Here is a 19,337-nt window from a genome sequence, read left to right as displayed (position 1 = left end):
CCTGCGTTATTGCCGACAGGGTATCCTGTGGGCAATAACGGAGGTTCAAATGCAGATTTACAAAGTCGGCGGCGCAGTGCGCGACCGCCTGCTCGGCCGCCCAGTCAACGATGTCGACTGGCTGGTGGTCGGCGCCACGGTCGAACAGATGCAAGGCTTGGGCTATCGGCCTGTGGGCGCTGACTTCCCGGTATTCCTCCATCCGAAAAGCGGTGAGGAGTACGCCCTGGCCCGTACCGAACGCAAGAGCGGGCGTGGCTACGGTGGCTTTACCTTCCATGCCAGCCCGGACGTCACCCTGGAAGAAGACCTGATCCGCCGCGACCTGACCATCAACGCCATGGCCGAGGACGAACAGGGTAATCTTTGCGACCCCTTCAATGGCCAACAGGACCTGGAAAACCGCATCCTTCGCCATGTATCCCCGGCATTCGCCGAAGATCCCTTGCGAGTCCTGCGCGTAGCCCGCTTTGCCGCCCGCTATGCACCACTCGGGTTCCACGTGGCCGATGACACACTCGAACTGATGCGGCAGATCAGTGCCTCGGGTGAACTACAGGCCCTGACCGCCGAACGCAGTTGGAAGGAGATCGAACGGGCATTGATGGAAGACCAGCCGCAGGTATTCATCCAGATCCTGCGCGACTGCGGAGCATTGAAGGAACTCATGCCCGAGGTCGATGCCCTGTTCGGCGTGCCGCAACCGCCAGCACATCACCCGGAAATCGACAGTGGCGTGCATACCCTCGCAGTCCTGGAGCAAGCGGCACAGTATCAGCTACCGCTGAACGTACGCTGGGCCTGCCTGCTGCATGATCTGGGCAAGGGCACGACTCCAGAAAGCGAATGGCCCCGGCATATTGCTCACGAACATCGCGGCCTCAAGCTGATCAAGGCCGTCAACCAACGCTTCAAGGTGCCCCGCGAATGCCAGGAACTGGCTCTGCTGGTGGGTGAATACCACACCCACTGCCACCGCGCGCTGGAACTGCGCCCCTCGACCCTGCTGGAGTTGCTGCAGCGATTCGACGTATACCGCCGTCCTCAGCGTTTCGAGGACTTTCTCGCTGCCTGTGAGATGGACGCCCGTGGGCGCCAGGGCCTGGAGAATCGCGACTATCCACAGGCCGAATACCTGCGGGGCGCAGCAGCTGCCGCCAAGGCCGTACAGGCCCAGGCCTTGGTGGAAAAGGGACTGACCGGCCAAGCCTTGGGCGAAGCGCTCAAGGCTGAGCGGCTGAAGGCACTCAAGGCCTACAAGGAAAGTCGTCAGGGCTGAGCGGCATCGCAGGCCTCTGTTTCCGAGGCCAACGCAGAACCGGTAGGAGCCAGCGTAAGCTGGCGACGCAAGGCAACGCGATAGCCCCCGCTCAAAGCCGGGTAAGCTGCGCTCCTCGCCACTCGAACGGCACCGGCGCCAGCACCTGGTCGATCTGTGCTTCTTCCCACAGTTGGCCCATGCTCTTGCCAACTCCCGGATGCACAAGCTCCGGCGCAATCAGAGACAATGGCCAGAGGACAAAGGCATTCTTCAGGATCTCGGCACGCGGCAGGAGCAGGCCATCGAAAGTGCCGTGCAGGTCGTCATACATCAACACATCGATATCCAGCGGCAACCCTTTGCGGTCTGGCGCATAGCGCCCATTATCCGCCTCGATGAACTTGAGTCGGCGATCCAGCTCCAGCAACGGCAAACGCGTCTGCCCAGTCACCACCAGGTTGTAGAACGGCCCGCTCTTGATACCCACCGCCTGGCTTTCGAACACCGTCGAGCAGCGCATGTCCTCGAGAATACCGGCCAAAGCATCGAGCCCGGCGCACAGGTGCTTCTCTCGGTCGGTGTTGCTGCCAAGGCCCAGGTAAACCGTGCTCAGAGACATCCGCGCTCGATCTCCACTCCAACACCGCCACGGGCTGCCGGGATCGCACCCGGCTTAGTCAGTTTCAGGCGCATCCAGGGAATCCGGAACTCCTCCATCAGCACTGCGGCCAGCCGCTCAGCGAACGTCTCTACCAGCTCGAAGCGCGCCTGCTCGGCGAAAGCCTGGATACGCGCCGTGACACTGGCATAGTCCAAGGCCAAGCTGAGGTCATCACCTGCGGCCGCCGGACGGTTGTCCCAAGCGAAACTCAGGTCCAGACGCAGGCACTGGCGAATATCCCGCTCCCAGTCATAGGCACCAATGACGGTATCGACTTCCAGGCCTTCGATGAACACTCTGTCCAAGCACTTCTCTCCACAGCACGACAAGGGCGACTGGCGCCGTTAGAATCAGGGCGTCCTCGCCCGGAATAGTTAGCATGTTTTGGTTACTGGCGTTGCTCGCCTACCTGCTTGGCTCTCTGTCCTTTGCCATCGTCCTGAGCCGCCTTACTGGCAGCCCGGACCCGCGTTCCAGCGGTTCAGGCAATGCCGGTGCCACCAACATGCTGCGCCTGGCAGGCCGCAAGCTAGCGATCCTGACCCTGCTGGGCGACCTGTGCAAGGGCCTGCTGCCCGTGCTGGTGGCCCACCTGGCCGGGCTCGGGCTGCAACAACAGGCCTGGATCGGCGTATGCGCTGTGCTCGGCCACCTGTTCCCGCTGTACTTCCGCTTCCAGGGAGGCAAGGGCGTAGCCACTGCCGCCGGCATGCTCATGGGCCTGTACCTCCCGGCCGCCCTGCTGGCCATCAGCGCTTGGCTACTGACCTTCTACCTGACCCGCACCAGCTCCCTGGCCGCGCTGATCGCCATGCCGCTGACCTTGCCGTTGCTGGCCTGGCGCGAACCAGAAGCTCTGCTGCCGGTGGCCCTGCTGACGGCACTGGTCGCCTGGCGCCATCGCAGCAATCTACGCGACCTTTTCGCCGGGCGCGAACGGCATTTCTGAACCACCGACATGAACCCCGCTCATCTTCACAGGGCCGGCAACTGCTCCATGGGCCAGCGGGCCTGCACGCTGATCGCCAAGCCCTGGCGCTGGCCGGCCAACAATCGCTGGCAGCCGGCATAGGCGATCATCGCACCGTTATCGGTGCAGAACTGCGGCCGCGCGTAATACACATTGCCCTTGATGCTCGCCAGCATTGTTTCCAGGGAAGCACGCAGGGCCTTGTTGGCACTGACACCACCAGCAATGACCAGACGCTTGAGGCCGGTCTGCTTCAGCGCCCGCTTGCACTTGATGGTCAGAGTGTCCACCACCGCCTGCTGGAACGCCAGCGACAGGTCGCAACGGGTCTGCTCGCTGTCGTCCCCAGCATCGCGGCATTGCTGCCAGGTGTTCAGGGCGAAGGTCTTGAGGCCGCTGAAGCTGAACTCCAGGCCCGGGCGATCGGTCATCGGACGCGGGAACACGAAGCGCCCCGGCACGCCCCGCTCGGCCAACCGGGCGATCTCGGGGCCACCGGGGTAATTCAGGCCGATCAGCTTGGCGGTCTTGTCGAATGCTTCGCCAGCGGCATCATCCAGGCTCTCTCCGAGCAACTGGTACTGGCCAATGCCATCCACCCGCACCAGCTGGGTATGGCCGCCGGACACCAGCAAAGCGACGAACGGGAACTCCGGTGGCTGCTCTTCCAGCATCGGTGCCAACAGGTGCCCTTCCATATGATGGACACCCAGGGCCGGAATGCCCCAGGCAAACGCCAAGGCCTGAGCGCAGGACGCGCCGACCAGCAGCGCGCCGACCAGCCCCGGCCCAGCGGTATAGGCAATGGCATCGATCTCGGTGGCAACACAGTCGGCCTCGGCCAGCACCTGGCGGATCAGCGGCAACATGCGCTTGACGTGATCACGGGAGGCCAACTCGGGCACAACCCCACCGTAGACACGGTGCAGGTCAATCTGGCTGAACAGGGCATCGGCCAGCAGGCCGCGCTCGCTGTCATATAATGCGACGCCAGTTTCGTCGCAGGATGTTTCCAATCCCAGTACTAGCATGGGTCCGTGCCTTGTGGAGGCTGAATTCGAAGCCGCGCATGATAGTCGCCGTACCCGATGCCGACCAGCGGTTTTCGATCAGAGGCTTTGCATTCCGGCTGGCTAAGGGTTAACATCCGCAACCCTTAAAAACCGACGTTCTCCAGCACACCTTTGTTTTGTAGGAGTTACGTCTACCCCGGTAATGAATGAAGGTAGCCCTGGATGCCAGCCGTCAAAGTTAAAGAGAACGAACCCTTCGACGTAGCTCTGCGTCGTTTCAAGCGCTCCTGCGAAAAAGCCGGTGTACTGGCTGAAGTTCGTAGCCGCGAGTTTTACGAGAAGCCGACTGCCGAGCGTAAGCGCAAGGCCGCTGCTGCTGTCAAGCGTCACGCCAAGAAAGTCCAGCGCGAACAGCGCCGCGCCGTTCGTCTGTACTAATTACAGGCGTTCATCGCAAAGCTTCTGCCCGCCCGGCCTCAAGCCGGGCTGCCGGCAGCAGCCGCTCCAGACCTTTGACCTTGTGTCGGAGGCGCTCCATGCCCCAACATGCGAGCAACCTGCCTGAACACGTCAGAACTGGCATCACTGCCAGCTGTGCACGTCCTGTCTGACGAGCCCCTGTGGCTAGCGACGAGCACGCTCCCTTACGCATTCTGTGTGACGCCACTCGACAAGGCTCGAACCCGCAGCATTAGCGATTAGACTTGGCTTTTGCTTATGACGAGAATGCCATGGCCGGGCTGATTCCCCAAAGCTTCATCGACGACCTTCTCAACCGCACCGACATCGTCGACGTGGTGAGTTCGCGCGTCCAGCTGAAAAGGGCCGGCAAGAACCTCACAGCCTGCTGCCCCTTCCACAAGGAGAAGACCCCCTCCTTCAGCGTCAGCCCCGACAAACAGTTCTACTACTGCTTCGGCTGTGGCGCAGGCGGCAACGCCCTTGGCTTCATCATGGACCACGACAACCTGGACTTCCCCCAGGCCGTCGAGGAACTGGCCAAGGCCGCAGGCATGGAGGTGCCGCGAGAGGAAGGCCGACGCGGGCAAAAGCCCCGCCAACCGACCGACTCGCCACTTTACCCACTGCTGGAAGCAGCAGCCGAGTTCTACCGCCAGGCCCTGCGCAACCACCCAACCCGCAAGGCCGCGGTGGAGTATCTCAAGGGGCGCGGGTTGTCCGGGGAGGTCGCCCGCGACTTCGGCCTGGGTTTCGCGCCACCGGGCTGGGACAACCTGTTCAAGCACCTGAGCAGCGATACATTGCAGCAAAAGGCCATGATCGACGCCGGCCTGCTGATCGAAAACGCCGAGACCGGCAAACGCTACGACCGCTTCCGCGACCGGGTCATGTTCCCCATCCGCGACAGCCGCGGTCGGGTCATCGCCTTCGGCGGCAGGGTACTGGGTGACGACAAGCCCAAGTACCTGAACTCCCCGGAAACCCCGGTGTTCCACAAGGGGCAGGAGCTGTACGGGCTATACGAGGCTCGCAAGTTCAACCGCAACCTCGACGAGATCATCGTGGTCGAGGGCTACATGGATGTCATCGCCCTGGCCCAGCAAGGCCTGCGTAATGCCGTGGCAACCCTGGGCACAGCCACCAGCGAGGAACACCTGAAACGCCTGTTCCGCGTGGTGCCCAGCGTGCTGTTCTGCTTCGACGGCGACCAGGCTGGACGCAAGGCCGCCTGGCGCGCCCTCGAAGCCACCCTGTCTAGCCTGCAGGACGGACGCAAGGCGCGCTTCCTGTTCCTGCCCGAAGGCGAAGACCCGGACAGCCTGGTCCGCGCCGAGGGCACTGACGCTTTCCGTGCGCGTATCAACCAACATGCGCAGCCATTGGCCGACTACTTCTTCGAGCAATTGGGCAACGAGGCCGATCCGCGCTCGCTCGAAGGCAAGGCGCACATGGCCACGCTGGCCGCACCGTTGATCGAAAAGGTCCCCGGCGCGAACTTGCGTGCGCTGATGCGCAACCGCCTCAAGGAAATCACGGGCCTGGATCCCCAGCAGATGGAACAGCTGGCCCACAGCACGCCGACCGAAAGCGTGCCGGACTACGACCCAGGCATCGATTACGACGCCATGGCCAGCTACACGCCCGACTATGGCGACCAGCAACCCGCCGACTATGGGCATGCCCAGCCACAACAGCGCGAGTGGACACCCAACAAAGGGGGCGGCAAGAAGCAGTGGGAAGGCAAGCCTTGGGACAAGAAAGGCGGCAAGCCCTGGCATCGCGACGGCCAGCGCCAGGAGGCGCCACCCCGTGTGCCGGCACCGGTCGAACCACCGACGCTGAGCGCCCTGCGCACCCTGCTGCACCATCCGCAACTGGCCCGCAAGGTCGAGGATGCCAGCCATCTCGCAGCCGAAGAGCACGTCTACGCCCAGTTGCTGGTGGCCCTGCTCGAAGCCCTGCAGAAGAATCCTGAGCTACGCTCTCTACAGCTCATCGCACGCTGGCACGGCACCGAACAAGGTCGCCTCCTGCGTGCATTGGCGGAAAAGGAATGGTTGATCGATGCCGACAACCTTGAACAACAGTTTTTCGACACTATAACTAGCTTGTCCGCTCGCCAACGCGAGCGCAGCCTGGAACATCTGCTCAGGAAAGCACGTCAAAGTGAGTTGAGCGCAGAGGAAAAAAATCAGCTGCGTGAATTGCTAAGCCGTAATGTTCCCGCACAAACCCCGACCTCAACTGGCGCGTGAGGTCCATGCTCGGGTATAATCCTCGGCTTGTTTTTTGCCCGCCAAGACCTTCAGTGGATAGGGTGTTATGTCCGGAAAAGCGCAACAGCAGTCTCGCATCAAAGAGTTGATCACCCGCGGCCGTGAGCAGGGCTACCTGACTTACGCGGAGGTCAACGACCACCTGCCTGAGGATATTTCAGATCCAGAGCAGGTGGAAGACATCATCCGCATGATCAACGACATGGGGATCAACGTATTCGAGAGTGCTCCGGATGCGGATGCCCTTTTGTTGGCCGAAGCCGATACCGACGAAGCCGCAGCCGAAGAAGCCGCAGCAGCGTTGGCGGCTGTGGAAACCGATATTGGCCGCACGACCGACCCGGTGCGCATGTACATGCGCGAAATGGGTACTGTCGAGCTGCTGACCCGCGAAGGCGAGATCGAAATCGCCAAGCGCATCGAGGAAGGCATCCGTGAAGTGATGGGCGCCATCGCCCACTTCCCCGGCACTGTCGACTACATCCTCAGTGAATACGACCGCGTCACCACCGAAGGTGGTCGCCTGTCCGACGTGCTGAGCGGCTATATCGACCCGGACGACGGCATCGCCCCGCCGGCCGAAGTACCGCCGCCGATCGACCCCAAGGCCGCAGCTGCCAAGGCCGATGAGGAGGAGGACGAAGACGAAGATGGCGACGACAGCGACGACGACGAAGGTGATAGCGGCCCGGATCCGGAAATCGCCCGCCAACGTTTCGGCGCGGTTTCCGATCAGCTGGAAGTCGCCAAGAAGGCGCTGAAGAAGCACGGCCGCAGCAACGAGCAAACCATTGCCGAGCTGCTGACCCTGGCCGAGCTGTTCATGCCGATCAAGCTGGTGCCGAAGCAATTCGAGGTCCTCGTCGATCGCGTACGCGGTGCTCTGGAGCGTCTGCGTGCCCAGGAACGTGCGATCATGCAGTTGTGCGTACGTGACGCCCGCATGCCACGCGCCGACTTCCTGCGCCTGTTTCCAGGCAACGAAGTCGACCAGACCTGGAGCGGTGACCTGTCCAAACGCAGCACCAAATGGGCGGCAGCCTTGGGTGAAAAGGACGCGGCCATCGTCGCCTGCCAGCAGAAGCTGGTCGACCTGGAGGCCGAGACCGGCCTGACCGTCGCCGAGATCAAGGAAATCAACCGTCGCATGTCGATCGGCGAGGCCAAGGCCCGCCGCGCGAAAAAGGAAATGGTCGAGGCCAACCTGCGTCTGGTGATCTCCATCGCCAAGAAATACACCAACCGCGGCCTGCAGTTCCTCGACCTGATCCAGGAAGGCAACATCGGCCTGATGAAGGCGGTGGACAAGTTCGAATACCGGCGCGGCTACAAGTTCTCGACCTACGCCACCTGGTGGATCCGCCAGGCGATCACCCGCTCGATCGCCGACCAGGCACGCACCATCCGTATCCCGGTGCACATGATCGAGACGATCAACAAGCTCAACCGCATTTCTCGGCAGATGCTGCAGGAAATGGGTCGTGAACCGACCCCGGAAGAGCTCGGTGAACGCATGGAAATGCCTGAGGACAAGATCCGCAAGGTATTGAAGATCGCCAAGGAGCCGATCTCCATGGAAACGCCGATCGGTGACGACGAAGACTCGCATCTGGGCGACTTCATCGAGGACTCGACCATGCAGTCGCCTATCGACGTGGCGACGGTCGAAAGCCTCAAGGAAGCCACCCGTGACGTGCTCTCCGGGCTGACCGCACGCGAAGCCAAGGTGCTGCGCATGCGGTTCGGTATCGACATGAACACCGACCACACCCTCGAAGAGGTGGGCAAGCAGTTCGACGTGACCCGCGAGCGGATCCGTCAGATTGAAGCCAAGGCATTGCGCAAGCTACGCCACCCGACGCGCAGCGAACACCTGCGATCGTTCCTCGACGAGTGATGACGAACCCCGGCCCAGGCCGGGGTTTTTCTTATGTGACAAAAAGTCTGCTTTCAAGCCGCCACCACGCCCGCCGTGCAAAATGCCCGTCTACACTCGAATCAATCCACTTGTTCGAGAGGCCGCTATGCCGCAGATGCCGGCCCTTCTGTTGCTGCTCCTGATCGCCTGGAACACAACCGCCGGCGCCCTGACCCTGACCGATGAAGAAAAAGCCTGGCTCAGCGACCATCCACAGCTGCGTCTGGGCATTGACGCGTCTTGGCCCCCCTTCGAGTACCGTGACCAGGAAGGTCGTTACCAGGGACTGGCCGCCGATTACATCGCCTTGATCCAGAGCCGCCTGGGGGTGGTTTTCGAGCCGGTCGAACCCAGCAACTGGACGCAGGTCTTGGAGCAGGCCCGACAGAACCAGCTACACCTGCTACCCGGCATCATGTCGACGCCAGAGCGCCAGGGCTACCTGGCCTTCACCCGCCCCTACCTGGATTTCCCCATCGTCATCCTGGCCCACGAGGGCGGCCCACAACCCCGCACCCTCAAGGACCTTTATGGCCTGAAGATCGCCGTGGTGGAAAACTACGCCCCCCATGAGCTGCTGCGCACCCATCACCCGGACCTCAATCTAGTCGCTCTGCCCAATGTCAGCTCGACACTGCAGGCACTGGCCATCGACGAAGTCGACGCGGTGGTCGGCGACCTTGCCTCAAGCATCTGGAGCCTGCGCCAGCTCAAGCTCGACGGGCTCTATGTCAGCGGAGAAACGCCGTATCGCTATCAACTCGCCATGGCCGCGCCACGTGAGCAGAAAATACTGGTGGGCATCCTCGACAAGGTCATGGCCGACATGACACCCAGTGAAATCAGCGACATCCAGGAGCGCTGGGTAGGCAAGGTCCTGGATCAGCGCACCTTCTGGCATGACCTGCTGATCTATGGGCTGCCGGCAGTCCTGCTGCTGATAGCGGTGCTCGCAGTGGTGATCCGAATCAACCGCCGCCTGAGTTCGGAAATCTCACGGCGCATCGCCCTGGAACAGGAACTTCGCAGCAGCGAGTACCACTACCGCGGCCTGGTGGAAAGCCTCTCCGCCATCGCTTGGGAAGCTGATGCCAACGATTACACTTACAGCTACGTTTCCCCCCACGCCGAGGACCTGCTCGGCTACCCGCTGGACGAGTGGCTCAAGCCTGGCTTCTGGCGCAGCATCCTGCACCCCGAGGACGCCCTTTGGGCCCAAGCCTACTGCGACAGCGAAACCGCCGCCGGTCGCGACCACAGCCTCGACTACCGGGTAATCCGCGCTGACGGCCACAGCCTCTGGGTGCACAACATCGTCAGCATGATCGAGCATGGGCACAAGCCGCTGATGCGTGGCCTGATGATCGACATCAGCGAAACCAAGCGCACTGAAGACGCCCTGCGCCTGTCGGAGCAGAAGTTCGCCTCAGTGTTCCAGCAGTGCCCGGATATCCTCATGATCGCCCGACACAGCGACGGTTGCCTGCTGGAAGTCAACGAAGCGTTCGAAGAGCAGATAGGTCTGAGCCCCTCCGAAGTGCTCGGCCGTACCGCCACCGAGCTGAACCTGTGGGATACCGCTGGTACTGACCCCGCCTTGCTGGAGCGCCTGCAAGGCGGCGGTATCCGCAACCTGGAGATGACCTTCCGTCGCAGCAACGGCCAGCTGTTCACCGGCCTGACCTCGGCCGAAACCTTCGAGCTCGACAGCACGCCGGCATTGGTGGTGGCCGTGCGTGACATCAGCCAGCTCAAGGAAACCCAAGAACAGTTGCAAATCTCCGAGGAAAAGTTCGCCAAAGCCTTCCATGCCTCTCCCGATGGTCTGCTGTTGTCGCGCCAGAGCGATGGCTTGCTGATCGAGGTCAACGAGGGCTTCTGCCGCCTGACCGGCTACGACATCCATCCGGCCATCGACCAGACCTCTCTGGACCTGGGCATCTGGGTCGATCTCAACGAGCGCAGGCGCCTGGTCGAACTGCTCAAGCGCGACGGATTCGTTCGTGACTTCAGTTGCCATATCCGCCGCAGCGACGGGCAGATCCGCCTGTGTGAGCTGTCGGCGCGACCACTGCCGATTGCCGGGGTCGATTGCATGCTGACCATCGCCCGGGACATCACCGAGCGCCACCTGATGCAGGAGAAACTGCAGTTAGCTGCCACCGTGTTCGAGAACACGGCAGAAGGTGTATTGATCACCGACACCGAACAACGCATCACCGCAGTCAACCGCGCCTTCAGCGAGATCACCGGCTACAGCGATATCGAAGCCCTCGGCCAAACACCGCGCCTGCTTGCCTCCGGCCAGCACGACAGCGCCTTCTATGCCGCCATGTGGCACCAACTGACGGCAGAAGGTCATTGGCAGGGTGAAATATACAACCGGCGCAAGGACGGTGAGCTCTATCCCGGCTGGCTGACCATCAGCGCTGTGCGCAACAACGATCGCGAAATCACCCATTTTGTCGCCGTTTTTGCCGATATCTCCAGCCTCAAGCACGCCCAGGCCAAACTCGACTACCAGGCCCACCACGACCCGCTCACGGGGCTGCCCAACCGCACCTTGTTCGAAAACCGCTTGCAAGCTGCATTGACCTGCCCCCAGGTCTCCAACCGGCGAGGTGCGGTGCTGTTCCTCGACCTGGACCGTTTCAAGCACATCAACGACAGCCTTGGCCACCCGGTCGGCGACCTGCTGCTCAAAGGCATCGCCCAGCGCCTCAAGGAGCAGGTGCGTGACGTCGATACTGTCGCACGCCTGGGCGGTGACGAATTCATCATTCTCTTGCCCGGTCTGCACAAACCCAGTGATGCCAGCGCCATCGCCAACAAGCTGCTGGCAGGCTTCCACGCCCCTTTCCAGGCCGGAGAACACGAGTTCTTCACCAGCGCCAGCATCGGCATCAGCCTCTACCCCCAGGATGGCAGCGACGTTGCCACCTTGATCCGAAATGCCGATGCAGCCATGTACCGCTCCAAGGCCAAGGGGCGCAACCGTGTCGAAGCTTATACCCTCGACCTCACCGCCCAGGCCAGCGAGCGTATCGCCCTGGAGCACGAACTGCGCCGCGCCATCGAACGCAATGAACTGAGCCTGTGCTACCAGCCCAAGTTCAGCCTCAAGAGCCAAAGCCTGGTCGGCGCCGAAGCCCTGATTCGCTGGACCCACCCGAGCTTCGGCGAAGTGCCGCCGGAACACTTCATTCACCTGGCCGAAGAGAATGGCACCATTCTGCAACTGGGTGACTGGGTGCTAGAGCAAGCCTGCCGGCAAATGCACAACTGGAAAAAGACCTACCAGGCCTTCGGCCCGCTGTCGATCAACCTCGCCGGCGCCCAACTGCGCCAACCCAACCTGGCCAAGCGAATCGAACAGTTGCTCAAGGCCAACCAACTCAAGGCTGGCGACCTGCAACTAGAGATCACCGAAAACTTCATCATGAGCCAGGCAGAAGAAGCCCTGGCCATCCTTCACCAGCTCAAACAGTTGGGCGTGCAACTGGCCATCGACGACTTCGGCACCGGCTACTCGTCACTGAGCTACCTCAAGCGCCTGCCGCTGGACATCCTGAAGATCGACCAGTCCTTCATCCGCGGCCTGCCCGACGACCCCCACGATGCCGCCATCACCCGCGCCATCATCGCCCTCGGTCGCAGCATGCAACTGACCATCATCGCCGAAGGCGTGGAAAACCAGGCGCAGCAGCGCTTCCTCGCCGCCGAAGGCTGCGAACAGATCCAAGGCTACATCGTCAGCCTCCCTCTCCCCCCAGAAGAATTCGCCGCGACGTTCCTTCGCATAGCACTTTCCGATCTTTCGGATAGCACCACATCGAAACCCTCGTTATAATCCGGCCCACCTCTGGGGCCTATAGCTCAGTTGGTTAGAGCAGAGGACTCATAATCCTTTGGTCCACGGTTCGAGTCCGTGTGGGCCCACCACCTTCAAAGCCGCGCACTGCGCGGCTTTTGCGTTCACCTTCATCGTGACCTTCGGCTGCTCAGCACCAGAGTTTGGCAAGGCTCCACGGTCAGGCCCCGGTCGCCTTATCGCCCCCCGCGCACGTGTCGCAAGGGGTGGTAAACGACTGAGGCTGGTGCTGTTCGGTGCTGAAGTCTGGGGCGAGCCCCCCACTTCGAAGACCTTGCGCAACTGATCTATGACTGCATCGTCAGTGGCCATGAGCAACGCGCCCAGGATGCTCAACTCCTACAGAAGGGTGAGGAACCTACGGGGATATAAGGCCCATATAGACAAGGACTTAGCCAAGCACAATCCTGCCCTCTGAGCGGATCATCAGGAGACGCTTAAGTACATTTCCAGGTTATCCAGATGGCTCACAGGTCCCGTAACAATATCGTCTTGCCCAGGTTCCTGAATGCTTGGGAATACTGTTTGCGCCAGTTCTCACGCCAATAGGCAGCATCCGGAAAAGTCCCATCCGTTGACCTGGCCGCCAGCACATCGCTTGCAACGACCTCTTCGGGCTGTTGCTGGCTCAGCATCGGAAATGCCATGTACGCCTTGAAGTATTTGGAAAAAATCTTATCTATCGCAATGCCGGAATAGGGGGCATGCCCCAACAATTGCCGGCACCCGTTCTGGTTGAGCATATAGGCATGCGTCCCCTTGGCGCGCACCCTGGCGATCCCTCGGGACCAGGTAAGCCAAACCTTCCCTAGGTTAGCCCCCAGGTAGAACAGTTCGGGATCACGGCGGGCAAGAAACCTGTTCATCTGCCGCACCTGTTGCGCCTCGAATGTCAACAAGGTCGCATCGTCTTCCAGGATCAGGACCCGCTGGTAATTTCGTTCCAACGCCAGTTTTGCGCATTTCAAATGAGAGTCGAAGCAACCGCGCTCGGGGTTATCGCTGTCACGCTCCACTACTATGAACTCGATACTCAACCCGCAGCCTGCGAATTCGCGAAGCAGCAATTCACGACGATCCGTACGCTCCTTGAGGCTGATACAGAACACACCGTCTACTGCCAGCCTGCTCAGATCCTTGTCCTTGACCAATACCTGCCACCTTTCTGCTGAGGTTATCTAAAGAACCTTGAATCATAAGGTGGCTAATGGCCATTAGCCATATAAAATGTGCCATCATTCGACAGGTCGACGTACCTTGCACCTGCCCGTCATGAGTGACTAGGCTAACCGCCCCATTGCAGAGACTCACCATGCCGGACTCCCGCCCCATCGCCCTCGACGAAATCGACCGCCAACTGATCGCCCTGTTGCAGATCAATGCCCGTGAAAGCGTCGCCACCCTCGCCCGCCAGCTGGGTATTGCCCGCACTACGGTGACATCGCGCCTGGCGCGGCTGGAGAAGGGCAAAGTCATCACCGGCTATGGCGTGCGCCTGGGCCAACGCCTGGTCGATGGTGGCCTGCAGGCCTATGTAGGGATCAAGGTGCAGCCTCGTTCGGGCAGGGATGTGGTGCGTCGCCTGAGTGCCATGGGCCAGGTGCAGCAGCTCTGCGCGGTCAGTGGTGAATTCGACTACGTGGCTTGGCTACGCAGTGACTCGCCGGAGCAACTGGACCAATTGCTGGACCAGATCGGCAGCCTCGAAGGTGTGGAGAAGACCACCACCTCGATCATCCTCAGCAGCAAGGTGGATCGCGGACAGCCGCTCTGAATACAAGCAGGTCCGCAGGAATTTCTAAGGAACACTCGTCAGACCGCCATATACAGCATCCATTTCGACGAAAAAAAGCACATAACGACGACACTCTGCATCTTATTTACGTAACCCCAGCTCCCTAAAATGACCGCCAGGCATTTCCTATACTCAGGCTCCGCTCCCTGCGCAGCCCTCTGGCCAAGGTCAACTCATGAACAAGAACAATCGCCACCCTGCTGACGGCAAGAAACCCATCACCATCTTCGGCCCGGACTTCCCCTTCGCATTCGACGACTGGCTGGAGCACCCTGCCGGCCTGGGCAGCATTCCCGCAGAGCGGCATGGTGAGGAAGTGGCGATCGTCGGAGCCGGGATCGCCGGGCTGGTCGCGGCCTATGAGTTGATGAAGCTGGGCCTCAAGCCAGTCGTCTACGAGGCGTCGAAGCTAGGCGGGCGCCTGCGTTCGCAGGCCTTCAATGGTACCGACGGTATCGTCGCCGAGCTGGGCGGCATGCGTTTTCCAGTGTCGTCCACGGCCTTCTACCACTATGTGGACAAGCTGGGACTGGAGACCAAGCCCTTCCCCAACCCGCTGACCCCCGCCTCGGGCAGCACGGTCATCGACTTGGAGGGCCAAACTCACTACGCCGAGAAGCTCACCGACCTGCCGACACTGTTCCGCGAAGTGGCCGATGCCTGGGCCGATGCCCTGGAGGATGGAGCGCGCTTCGGCGAGATTCAGCAGGCCATCCGCGAACGCGATGTACCCCGCCTCAAAGAGCTGTGGAACACCCTGGTACCGCTGTGGGACGACCGCACTTTCTATGATTTCGTTGCCACGTCCAAGGCCTTCGCCAAGCTGAGCTTCCAGCACCGCGAAGTGTTCGGCCAGGTGGGCTTCGGCACCGGTGGCTGGGACTCGGATTTCCCTAACTCGATGCTGGAAATCTTTCGCGTAGTGATGACCAACTGCGACGACCACCAGCACCTGGTGGTGGGGGGTGTCGAGCAGGTGCCGCAAGGCATCTGGCGCCATGTGCCGGAACGCTGCGCCCACTGGCCCGCAGGCACCAGCCTGAGCTCGCTGCACAACGGCGCGCCGCGGCCTGGTGTGAAGAGCATTGCCCGCGCCGCCGACGGCCGTCTGGCGGTCACCGACAACTGGGGCGACACCCGTCATTACGCGGCGGTGCTGACCACCTGCCAAAGCTGGCTGCTGACCACCCAGATCGAATGCGAGGAATCGCTGTTCTCTCACAAGATGTGGATGGCCCTGGACCGTACCCGCTACATGCAGTCGTCGAAAACCTTCGTCATGGTCGACCGCCCCTTCTGGAAGGACAAGGACCCGGAAACAGGCCGCGACCTAATGAGCATGACCCTCACCGACCGCCTGACCCGTGGCACCTACCTGTTCGACAATGGCGACGAAAAACCGGGCGTGATCTGCCTGTCCTACTCATGGATGAGCGACGCCCTGAAGATGCTCCCGCACCCGGTGGAAAAGCGCGTGAAACTGTCGCTCGATGCACTGAAGAAGATCTACCCAAAACTGGATATCGCCGGGCACATCATCGGTGATCCGATCACCGTCTCCTGGGAGGCCGACCCTTACTTCCTCGGCGCCTTCAAGGGTGCGCTACCGGGCCACTACCGCTACAACCAGCGCATGTACGCGCACTTCATGCAACAAGACATGCCAGCCGAACAGCGCGGCATCTTCATCGCCGGCGACGACGTGTCATGGACGCCGGCCTGGGTCGAGGGCGCGGTGCAGACGTCGCTGAATGCAGTGTGGGGTATCATGAACCACTTCGGTGGAAGTACCCACCCGGACAACCCCGGCCCCGGCGATCTGTTCGACGAGATCGGCCCGATCGCCCTGGCTGACTGAAGAAGGAGAGCCGCCATGCGCATCGCCCTGTTCCAAGGCGCGCCCCGCCCACTGGACGTGCCCGGCAATCTCGAACGCCTGCAGCAGCAGGCGCAGGTGGCCGCGGCCCGCGGCGCCCAAGTGCTGGTCTGCCCGGAGATGTACCTGACCGGCTACAACATTGGCAGCGAGGCCGTGGAGCGTCTGGCCGAGGCCGATGATGGCCCGTCGGCAATCACCGTGGTCGAGATCGCCCAGGCCAACCGTATCGCCATCGTCTATGGCTACCCGGAGCGTGCCGACGACGGCCTGGTCTACAACAGCGTGCAACTGATCGATGCCCACGGCAGCAGCCTGTGTAACTACCGCAAGACTCACCTGTTCGGCGACCTGGACCGGGCCATGTTCAACCCTGGTGCGGATCATTTCCCGGTGGTCGAGTTGGACGGCTGGAAGCTGGGCCTGCTGATCTGCTACGACATCGAGTTCCCGGAGAACGCCCGACGCTTGGCCCTGGCCGGTGCCGAACTGATCCTGGTGCCGACGGCGAACATGACGCCCTACGACTTCATCTGCCAGGTGACGGTGCGTGCGCGTGCCCAAGAAAACCAGTGCTACCTGGTCTATGCCAACTACTGTGGCGCCGAGAAAGACATCCAGTACTGCGGACAGAGCAGCATCATCGGCCCCGACGGCAGCCTGCTGGCCATGGCCGGTCGCGACGAGTGCCAACTGCTGGCCGATCTGGAGCGCGACCGCGTGCTGCAGGGACGCCAGGCCTTCCCTTACCTCGAGGACCTACGCCGCGAGCTCCACGGCCTGGAATGAAACGTCAACAGCACCTAACATGGGGCTTCGCCTTGCCGGAGCCTCCATGCCTGACGCCCTTCGACACCTGACTCTGGACAATGGACTGCAGCTTGTCCTGCGCCATGCCCCGCGCCTGAAGCGCGGCGCCGCCGCACTGCGGGTCAGTGCTGGCAGTCATGATGCCCCAACGGCCTGGCCTGGCTTGGCGCACTTTCTTGAGCACCTGTTTTTTCTCGGCACCGCTCGCTTCCCGTTGGAAGACGGTCTGATGCGCTACGTGCAAGGCCTCGGCGGGCAGGTCAATGCCAGCACCCGCGAACGCACCACCGACTTCTTCTTCGAGGTGCCGCCCGCTGGGCTGGCCGGAGGACTGGAGCGCTTGTGCCAGATGCTCGCCGAACCAGACCTGGATCTTGAACGACAGCGCCGCGAGCGCGAGGTGATCCATGCCGAATTCATCGCCTGGTCACGCAACCCCGAGGCGCAACGGCAGTTCGCCCTGCTCCAGGCGGTATCGCCCCGGCATCCGTTGAGCGGCTTCCATGCCGGCAATCGCTATAGTCTCGCTGTCCAAAACCCGGGGTTCCAACGAGCGCTGCATGGTTTTCACCGTCGCTTCTACCAGGCCGCACAGATGACCCTGAGCCTGTGCGGGCCACAGCCGCTGGACGAGCTGGAGGGGCTGGGCCGGCAGTACGGCAGCCTCTTCGCTACAGGAAGCAAGGTTGAACAGGAAGCACCACCGGCCTTGCTGAACGTACCACAGCGCCTCCCGAAGCATGCGCCTCAGTTGGACCTGCTGTTTGCCCACCAGGCCCTACCGGCGGGTGCCGAACAGGCCCTTGAACTGCTGATCGCCTGGCTTTCCGACAGCCGCCCCGGCGGCTGGCTGGGCGAACTGCGCCAACGCGGCTGGCTGCAGGACTTCAGCACCCAGGTGCTGTACGCCTTTGCCGGGCAGGCGCTCTGGCATGTGCAACTGCAACTGAACGCCAGCGCGTCGCGAGAGGAAGTTCGCGATCTGCTGCATGGTTGGCTGGGCTTCATGCGCCAAACCGATGCCGAATACCTGAACGCAGAATTCGCCCGCTTGCAGCATTGCCGAGAACAGGCGGCAAGCGCCCTGGTGCTGGCAAGGCGGGACAGCAGTGGCCACCCCTTCCAAGCACTCGATGAACAAGGCCTCAAGGCCCTCCGCGCGTTGATTGACAGCCTGCCGGCCAGTGACAGTGGCCAATGGCAACTGCCTCCAGCAGACCCGCTGCTCATGGCCGTGCTGCCCGGCAAGGGGCATGCCCCCTTACCGGCGGGACTCAAGCGTAACGGCAGCCTTCCGGCCACGCGACAGTGCGGTGCGCTGTACTTGCGCTGGCAGATCAACTCCCCCCTGCGCCAGCGCTTCCAGGCGATCCTCGAACGGACCATGCAGCCCTTGATGGAGCGTGCCGAACGCGCGTCTGTGCAACTGCACTTCAGCGCAAGCGGCGATGCCTGGCAATTGCGATGTACAGGTCTGCCGGCGGCGGTGATTCGTGTCAGCGAGCAAGCGCTTGCCCTGCTACGCACGCCTCCACTAGAAAACTGGCCGCTTCTGCCGTCCCATGAGCCGGTCTTGATCCCGATACGCGCCCTGCTCAAGCAACTGCCAGACGCGATCCTCGCTGTCGATCCCGAGCCGCAACCGGCCTGCACGCTGGACCAGGACCTGCTGGATGCCCTCTGGCAGCACGCCACATGGCAGGGCCTGGTGGTCGGCTTCAGCGAAGCCGAACTACACGCCTTGGGCAGTGTGCTACAGGCCTTGCCCGGACAACCCGCTTCATCCCCCACCCCATCGCTGCTACCAGGCCGCCGCTGGCAGCAAGCCACGGTGCCAGGCAGCGAACAGGCGCTGTTGTTGTTCTGCCCGTTGCCGGCCTCGGCCCAAGGCAGCGGCCGTCTGCTCGCGCAGTTGCTGCAGGGGCCGTTTTATCAACGCCTGCGGGTCGAGTTGCAGTTGGGCTACGCAGTCTTCAGTGCCTTCCGTCAGATAGAAGGTCGCAGTGGCTTGCTGTTCGGCGTGCAATCACCCAGCGCCACCCATGGTGAAATCCTCGCTCACCTGCAGACTCTGCTGCAGGCAAGCGTCAAACTCGAACCATCGGTCCGACAGGCGCTGGCAGCGCAATTCGATGAAGCCGCGATGGACAATGCCCAGGTTGCGGAATGGGCATGGCAGACACAACTGGCTACACAGGCAGAGGATCTGGCTGACCTTCAAAGGGCTATTCTGGCTACAGGACAAACTGATCTGGATGACCTGCTCCAGCATCTGCTGAATGCCGAATGGGGCTGGCTGTGCCTGGCCAACGGCCCGCCACCAGACGCGAGTTGGCAATGATCAAGGATGATTATTACTGCGTCTGTAACGACACTTTGTGAACTTTTAACCTTTCGGTACAAAATTTTCTTGTAAGATAGCGC

General features: G+C 61.8%; 14 protein-coding genes and 1 tRNA gene. 11 read left to right on the top strand and 4 right to left on the bottom strand.

The features are described 5' to 3' along the window. Positions 1-49: 49 nt before the first annotated feature. A complete protein-coding gene (locus tag ACYU03_RS02430; RefSeq protein WP_461887955.1) occupies positions 50-1,279 on the top strand; it encodes a multifunctional CCA addition/repair protein in 1,230 nt (409 codons plus the stop codon). Between the two features lie 91 nt (positions 1,280-1,370). Here ACYU03_RS02430 and folK read toward each other — a convergent pair whose 3' ends face one another. Both folK and folB read right to left on the bottom strand, forming a co-directional pair. Continuing rightward, complete coding sequence (gene folK, locus ACYU03_RS02425; protein ID WP_461887954.1) at positions 1,371-1,880, bottom strand: 2-amino-4-hydroxy-6-hydroxymethyldihydropteridine diphosphokinase; 510 nt, start codon at positions 1,878-1,880, stop codon at positions 1,371-1,373. Further along, positions 1,871-2,227, bottom strand: coding sequence for a dihydroneopterin aldolase (gene folB, locus ACYU03_RS02420; protein WP_461887953.1), 357 nt, complete (start codon positions 2,225-2,227; stop codon positions 1,871-1,873). The genes folK and folB overlap by 10 nt, the downstream gene beginning before the upstream one ends. 74 nt (positions 2,228-2,301) lie before the next feature. Between folB and plsY the strand changes: the two genes are divergently transcribed. Then, positions 2,302-2,871 (top strand): glycerol-3-phosphate 1-O-acyltransferase PlsY, encoded by a 570-nt coding sequence (plsY, locus tag ACYU03_RS02415; protein ID WP_461887952.1) that lies wholly within the window; start codon positions 2,302-2,304, stop codon positions 2,869-2,871. Positions 2,872-2,897: 26 nt separating this feature from the next. Here plsY and tsaD read toward each other — a convergent pair whose 3' ends face one another. After that, a complete protein-coding gene (gene tsaD, locus ACYU03_RS02410) occupies positions 2,898-3,923 on the bottom strand; it encodes a tRNA (adenosine(37)-N6)-threonylcarbamoyltransferase complex transferase subunit TsaD (RefSeq protein WP_461887951.1) in 1,026 nt (341 codons plus the stop codon). Positions 3,924-4,127: 204 nt separating this feature from the next. Here tsaD and rpsU point away from each other — a divergent pair, with 204 nt between their 5' ends. The 5 genes from rpsU to ACYU03_RS02385 all read left to right on the top strand — a co-directional run bounded on the left by rpsU (position 4,128) and on the right by ACYU03_RS02385 (position 12,503). Further along, positions 4,128-4,343 (top strand): 30S ribosomal protein S21, encoded by a 216-nt coding sequence (gene rpsU, locus ACYU03_RS02405; protein ID WP_003255575.1) that lies wholly within the window; start codon positions 4,128-4,130, stop codon positions 4,341-4,343. Positions 4,344-4,636: 293 nt separating this feature from the next. Further along, a complete protein-coding gene (dnaG, locus tag ACYU03_RS02400) occupies positions 4,637-6,622 on the top strand; it encodes a DNA primase (protein ID WP_461887950.1) in 1,986 nt (661 codons plus the stop codon). A 67-nt stretch (positions 6,623-6,689) separates the two neighbouring features. Beyond that, a complete protein-coding gene (gene rpoD / locus ACYU03_RS02395; protein WP_461887949.1) occupies positions 6,690-8,540 on the top strand; it encodes an RNA polymerase sigma factor RpoD in 1,851 nt (616 codons plus the stop codon). A gap of 127 nt (positions 8,541-8,667) precedes the next feature. Beyond that, positions 8,668-12,411 carry a bifunctional diguanylate cyclase/phosphodiesterase gene (locus ACYU03_RS02390; protein ID WP_461887948.1) on the top strand — a complete coding sequence of 1,248 codons (3,744 nt, stop codon included), beginning with the start codon at positions 8,668-8,670 and terminating at the stop codon, positions 12,409-12,411. Between the two features lie 15 nt (positions 12,412-12,426). After that, positions 12,427-12,503, top strand: a tRNA-Ile gene (locus tag ACYU03_RS02385). 396 nt (positions 12,504-12,899) lie between these two features. Here the strand turns inward: ACYU03_RS02385 and ACYU03_RS02380 are convergent. Then, positions 12,900-13,583, bottom strand: a complete 684-nt coding sequence (locus ACYU03_RS02380; RefSeq protein WP_461887947.1) for a glycosyltransferase family 25 protein — start codon at positions 13,581-13,583, stop codon at positions 12,900-12,902. Positions 13,584-13,744: 161 nt separating this feature from the next. On the opposite strand from ACYU03_RS02380, the gene ACYU03_RS02375 reads away from it, so the two are divergent. The 4 genes from ACYU03_RS02375 to pqqF all read left to right on the top strand — a co-directional run bounded on the left by ACYU03_RS02375 (position 13,745) and on the right by pqqF (position 19,254). Next, positions 13,745-14,206, top strand: a complete 462-nt coding sequence (locus tag ACYU03_RS02375) for an Lrp/AsnC family transcriptional regulator (RefSeq protein ID WP_461887946.1) — start codon at positions 13,745-13,747, stop codon at positions 14,204-14,206. Between the two features lie 196 nt (positions 14,207-14,402). Continuing rightward, positions 14,403-16,085 (top strand): flavin monoamine oxidase family protein, encoded by a 1,683-nt coding sequence (locus ACYU03_RS02370; protein ID WP_461887945.1) that lies wholly within the window; start codon positions 14,403-14,405, stop codon positions 16,083-16,085. 15 nt (positions 16,086-16,100) lie between these two features. Continuing rightward, positions 16,101-16,892 carry a carbon-nitrogen hydrolase family protein gene (locus tag ACYU03_RS02365; RefSeq protein ID WP_461887944.1) on the top strand — a complete coding sequence of 264 codons (792 nt, stop codon included), beginning with the start codon at positions 16,101-16,103 and terminating at the stop codon, positions 16,890-16,892. 46 nt (positions 16,893-16,938) lie between these two features. After that, on the top strand, positions 16,939-19,254 hold the full coding sequence (pqqF, locus tag ACYU03_RS02360; RefSeq protein WP_461887943.1) for a pyrroloquinoline quinone biosynthesis protein PqqF: 2,316 nt from the start codon (positions 16,939-16,941) through the stop codon (positions 19,252-19,254). Positions 19,255-19,337 lie beyond the last annotated feature (83 nt).

Source organism: Pseudomonas sp. X10 (assembly GCF_054889225.1).
This window is presented reverse-complemented; position numbering and strand designations above follow the sequence as displayed.

What these genes read in the sequence shown, in the direction of transcription:
- ACYU03_RS02430 (WP_461887955.1), top strand. Translation starts at nt 50, where the DNA reads ATGCAGATTTACAAAGTCGGCGGCGCAGTGCGCGACCGCCTGCTCGGC.
- folK (WP_461887954.1), bottom strand. Translation starts at nt 1,880, where the DNA reads ATGTCTCTGAGCACGGTTTACCTGGGCCTTGGCAGCAACACCGACCGA.
- plsY (WP_461887952.1), top strand. Translation starts at nt 2,302, where the DNA reads ATGTTTTGGTTACTGGCGTTGCTCGCCTACCTGCTTGGCTCTCTGTCC.
- tsaD (WP_461887951.1), bottom strand. Translation starts at nt 3,923, where the DNA reads ATGCTAGTACTGGGATTGGAAACATCCTGCGACGAAACTGGCGTCGCA.
- rpsU (WP_003255575.1), top strand. Translation starts at nt 4,128, where the DNA reads ATGCCAGCCGTCAAAGTTAAAGAGAACGAACCCTTCGACGTAGCTCTG.
- dnaG (WP_461887950.1), top strand. Translation starts at nt 4,637, where the DNA reads ATGGCCGGGCTGATTCCCCAAAGCTTCATCGACGACCTTCTCAACCGC.
- rpoD (WP_461887949.1), top strand. Translation starts at nt 6,690, where the DNA reads ATGTCCGGAAAAGCGCAACAGCAGTCTCGCATCAAAGAGTTGATCACC.
- ACYU03_RS02390 (WP_461887948.1), top strand. Translation starts at nt 8,668, where the DNA reads ATGCCGCAGATGCCGGCCCTTCTGTTGCTGCTCCTGATCGCCTGGAAC.
- ACYU03_RS02375 (WP_461887946.1), top strand. Translation starts at nt 13,745, where the DNA reads ATGCCGGACTCCCGCCCCATCGCCCTCGACGAAATCGACCGCCAACTG.
- ACYU03_RS02370 (WP_461887945.1), top strand. Translation starts at nt 14,403, where the DNA reads ATGAACAAGAACAATCGCCACCCTGCTGACGGCAAGAAACCCATCACC.
- ACYU03_RS02365 (WP_461887944.1), top strand. Translation starts at nt 16,101, where the DNA reads ATGCGCATCGCCCTGTTCCAAGGCGCGCCCCGCCCACTGGACGTGCCC.
- pqqF (WP_461887943.1), top strand. Translation starts at nt 16,939, where the DNA reads ATGCCTGACGCCCTTCGACACCTGACTCTGGACAATGGACTGCAGCTT.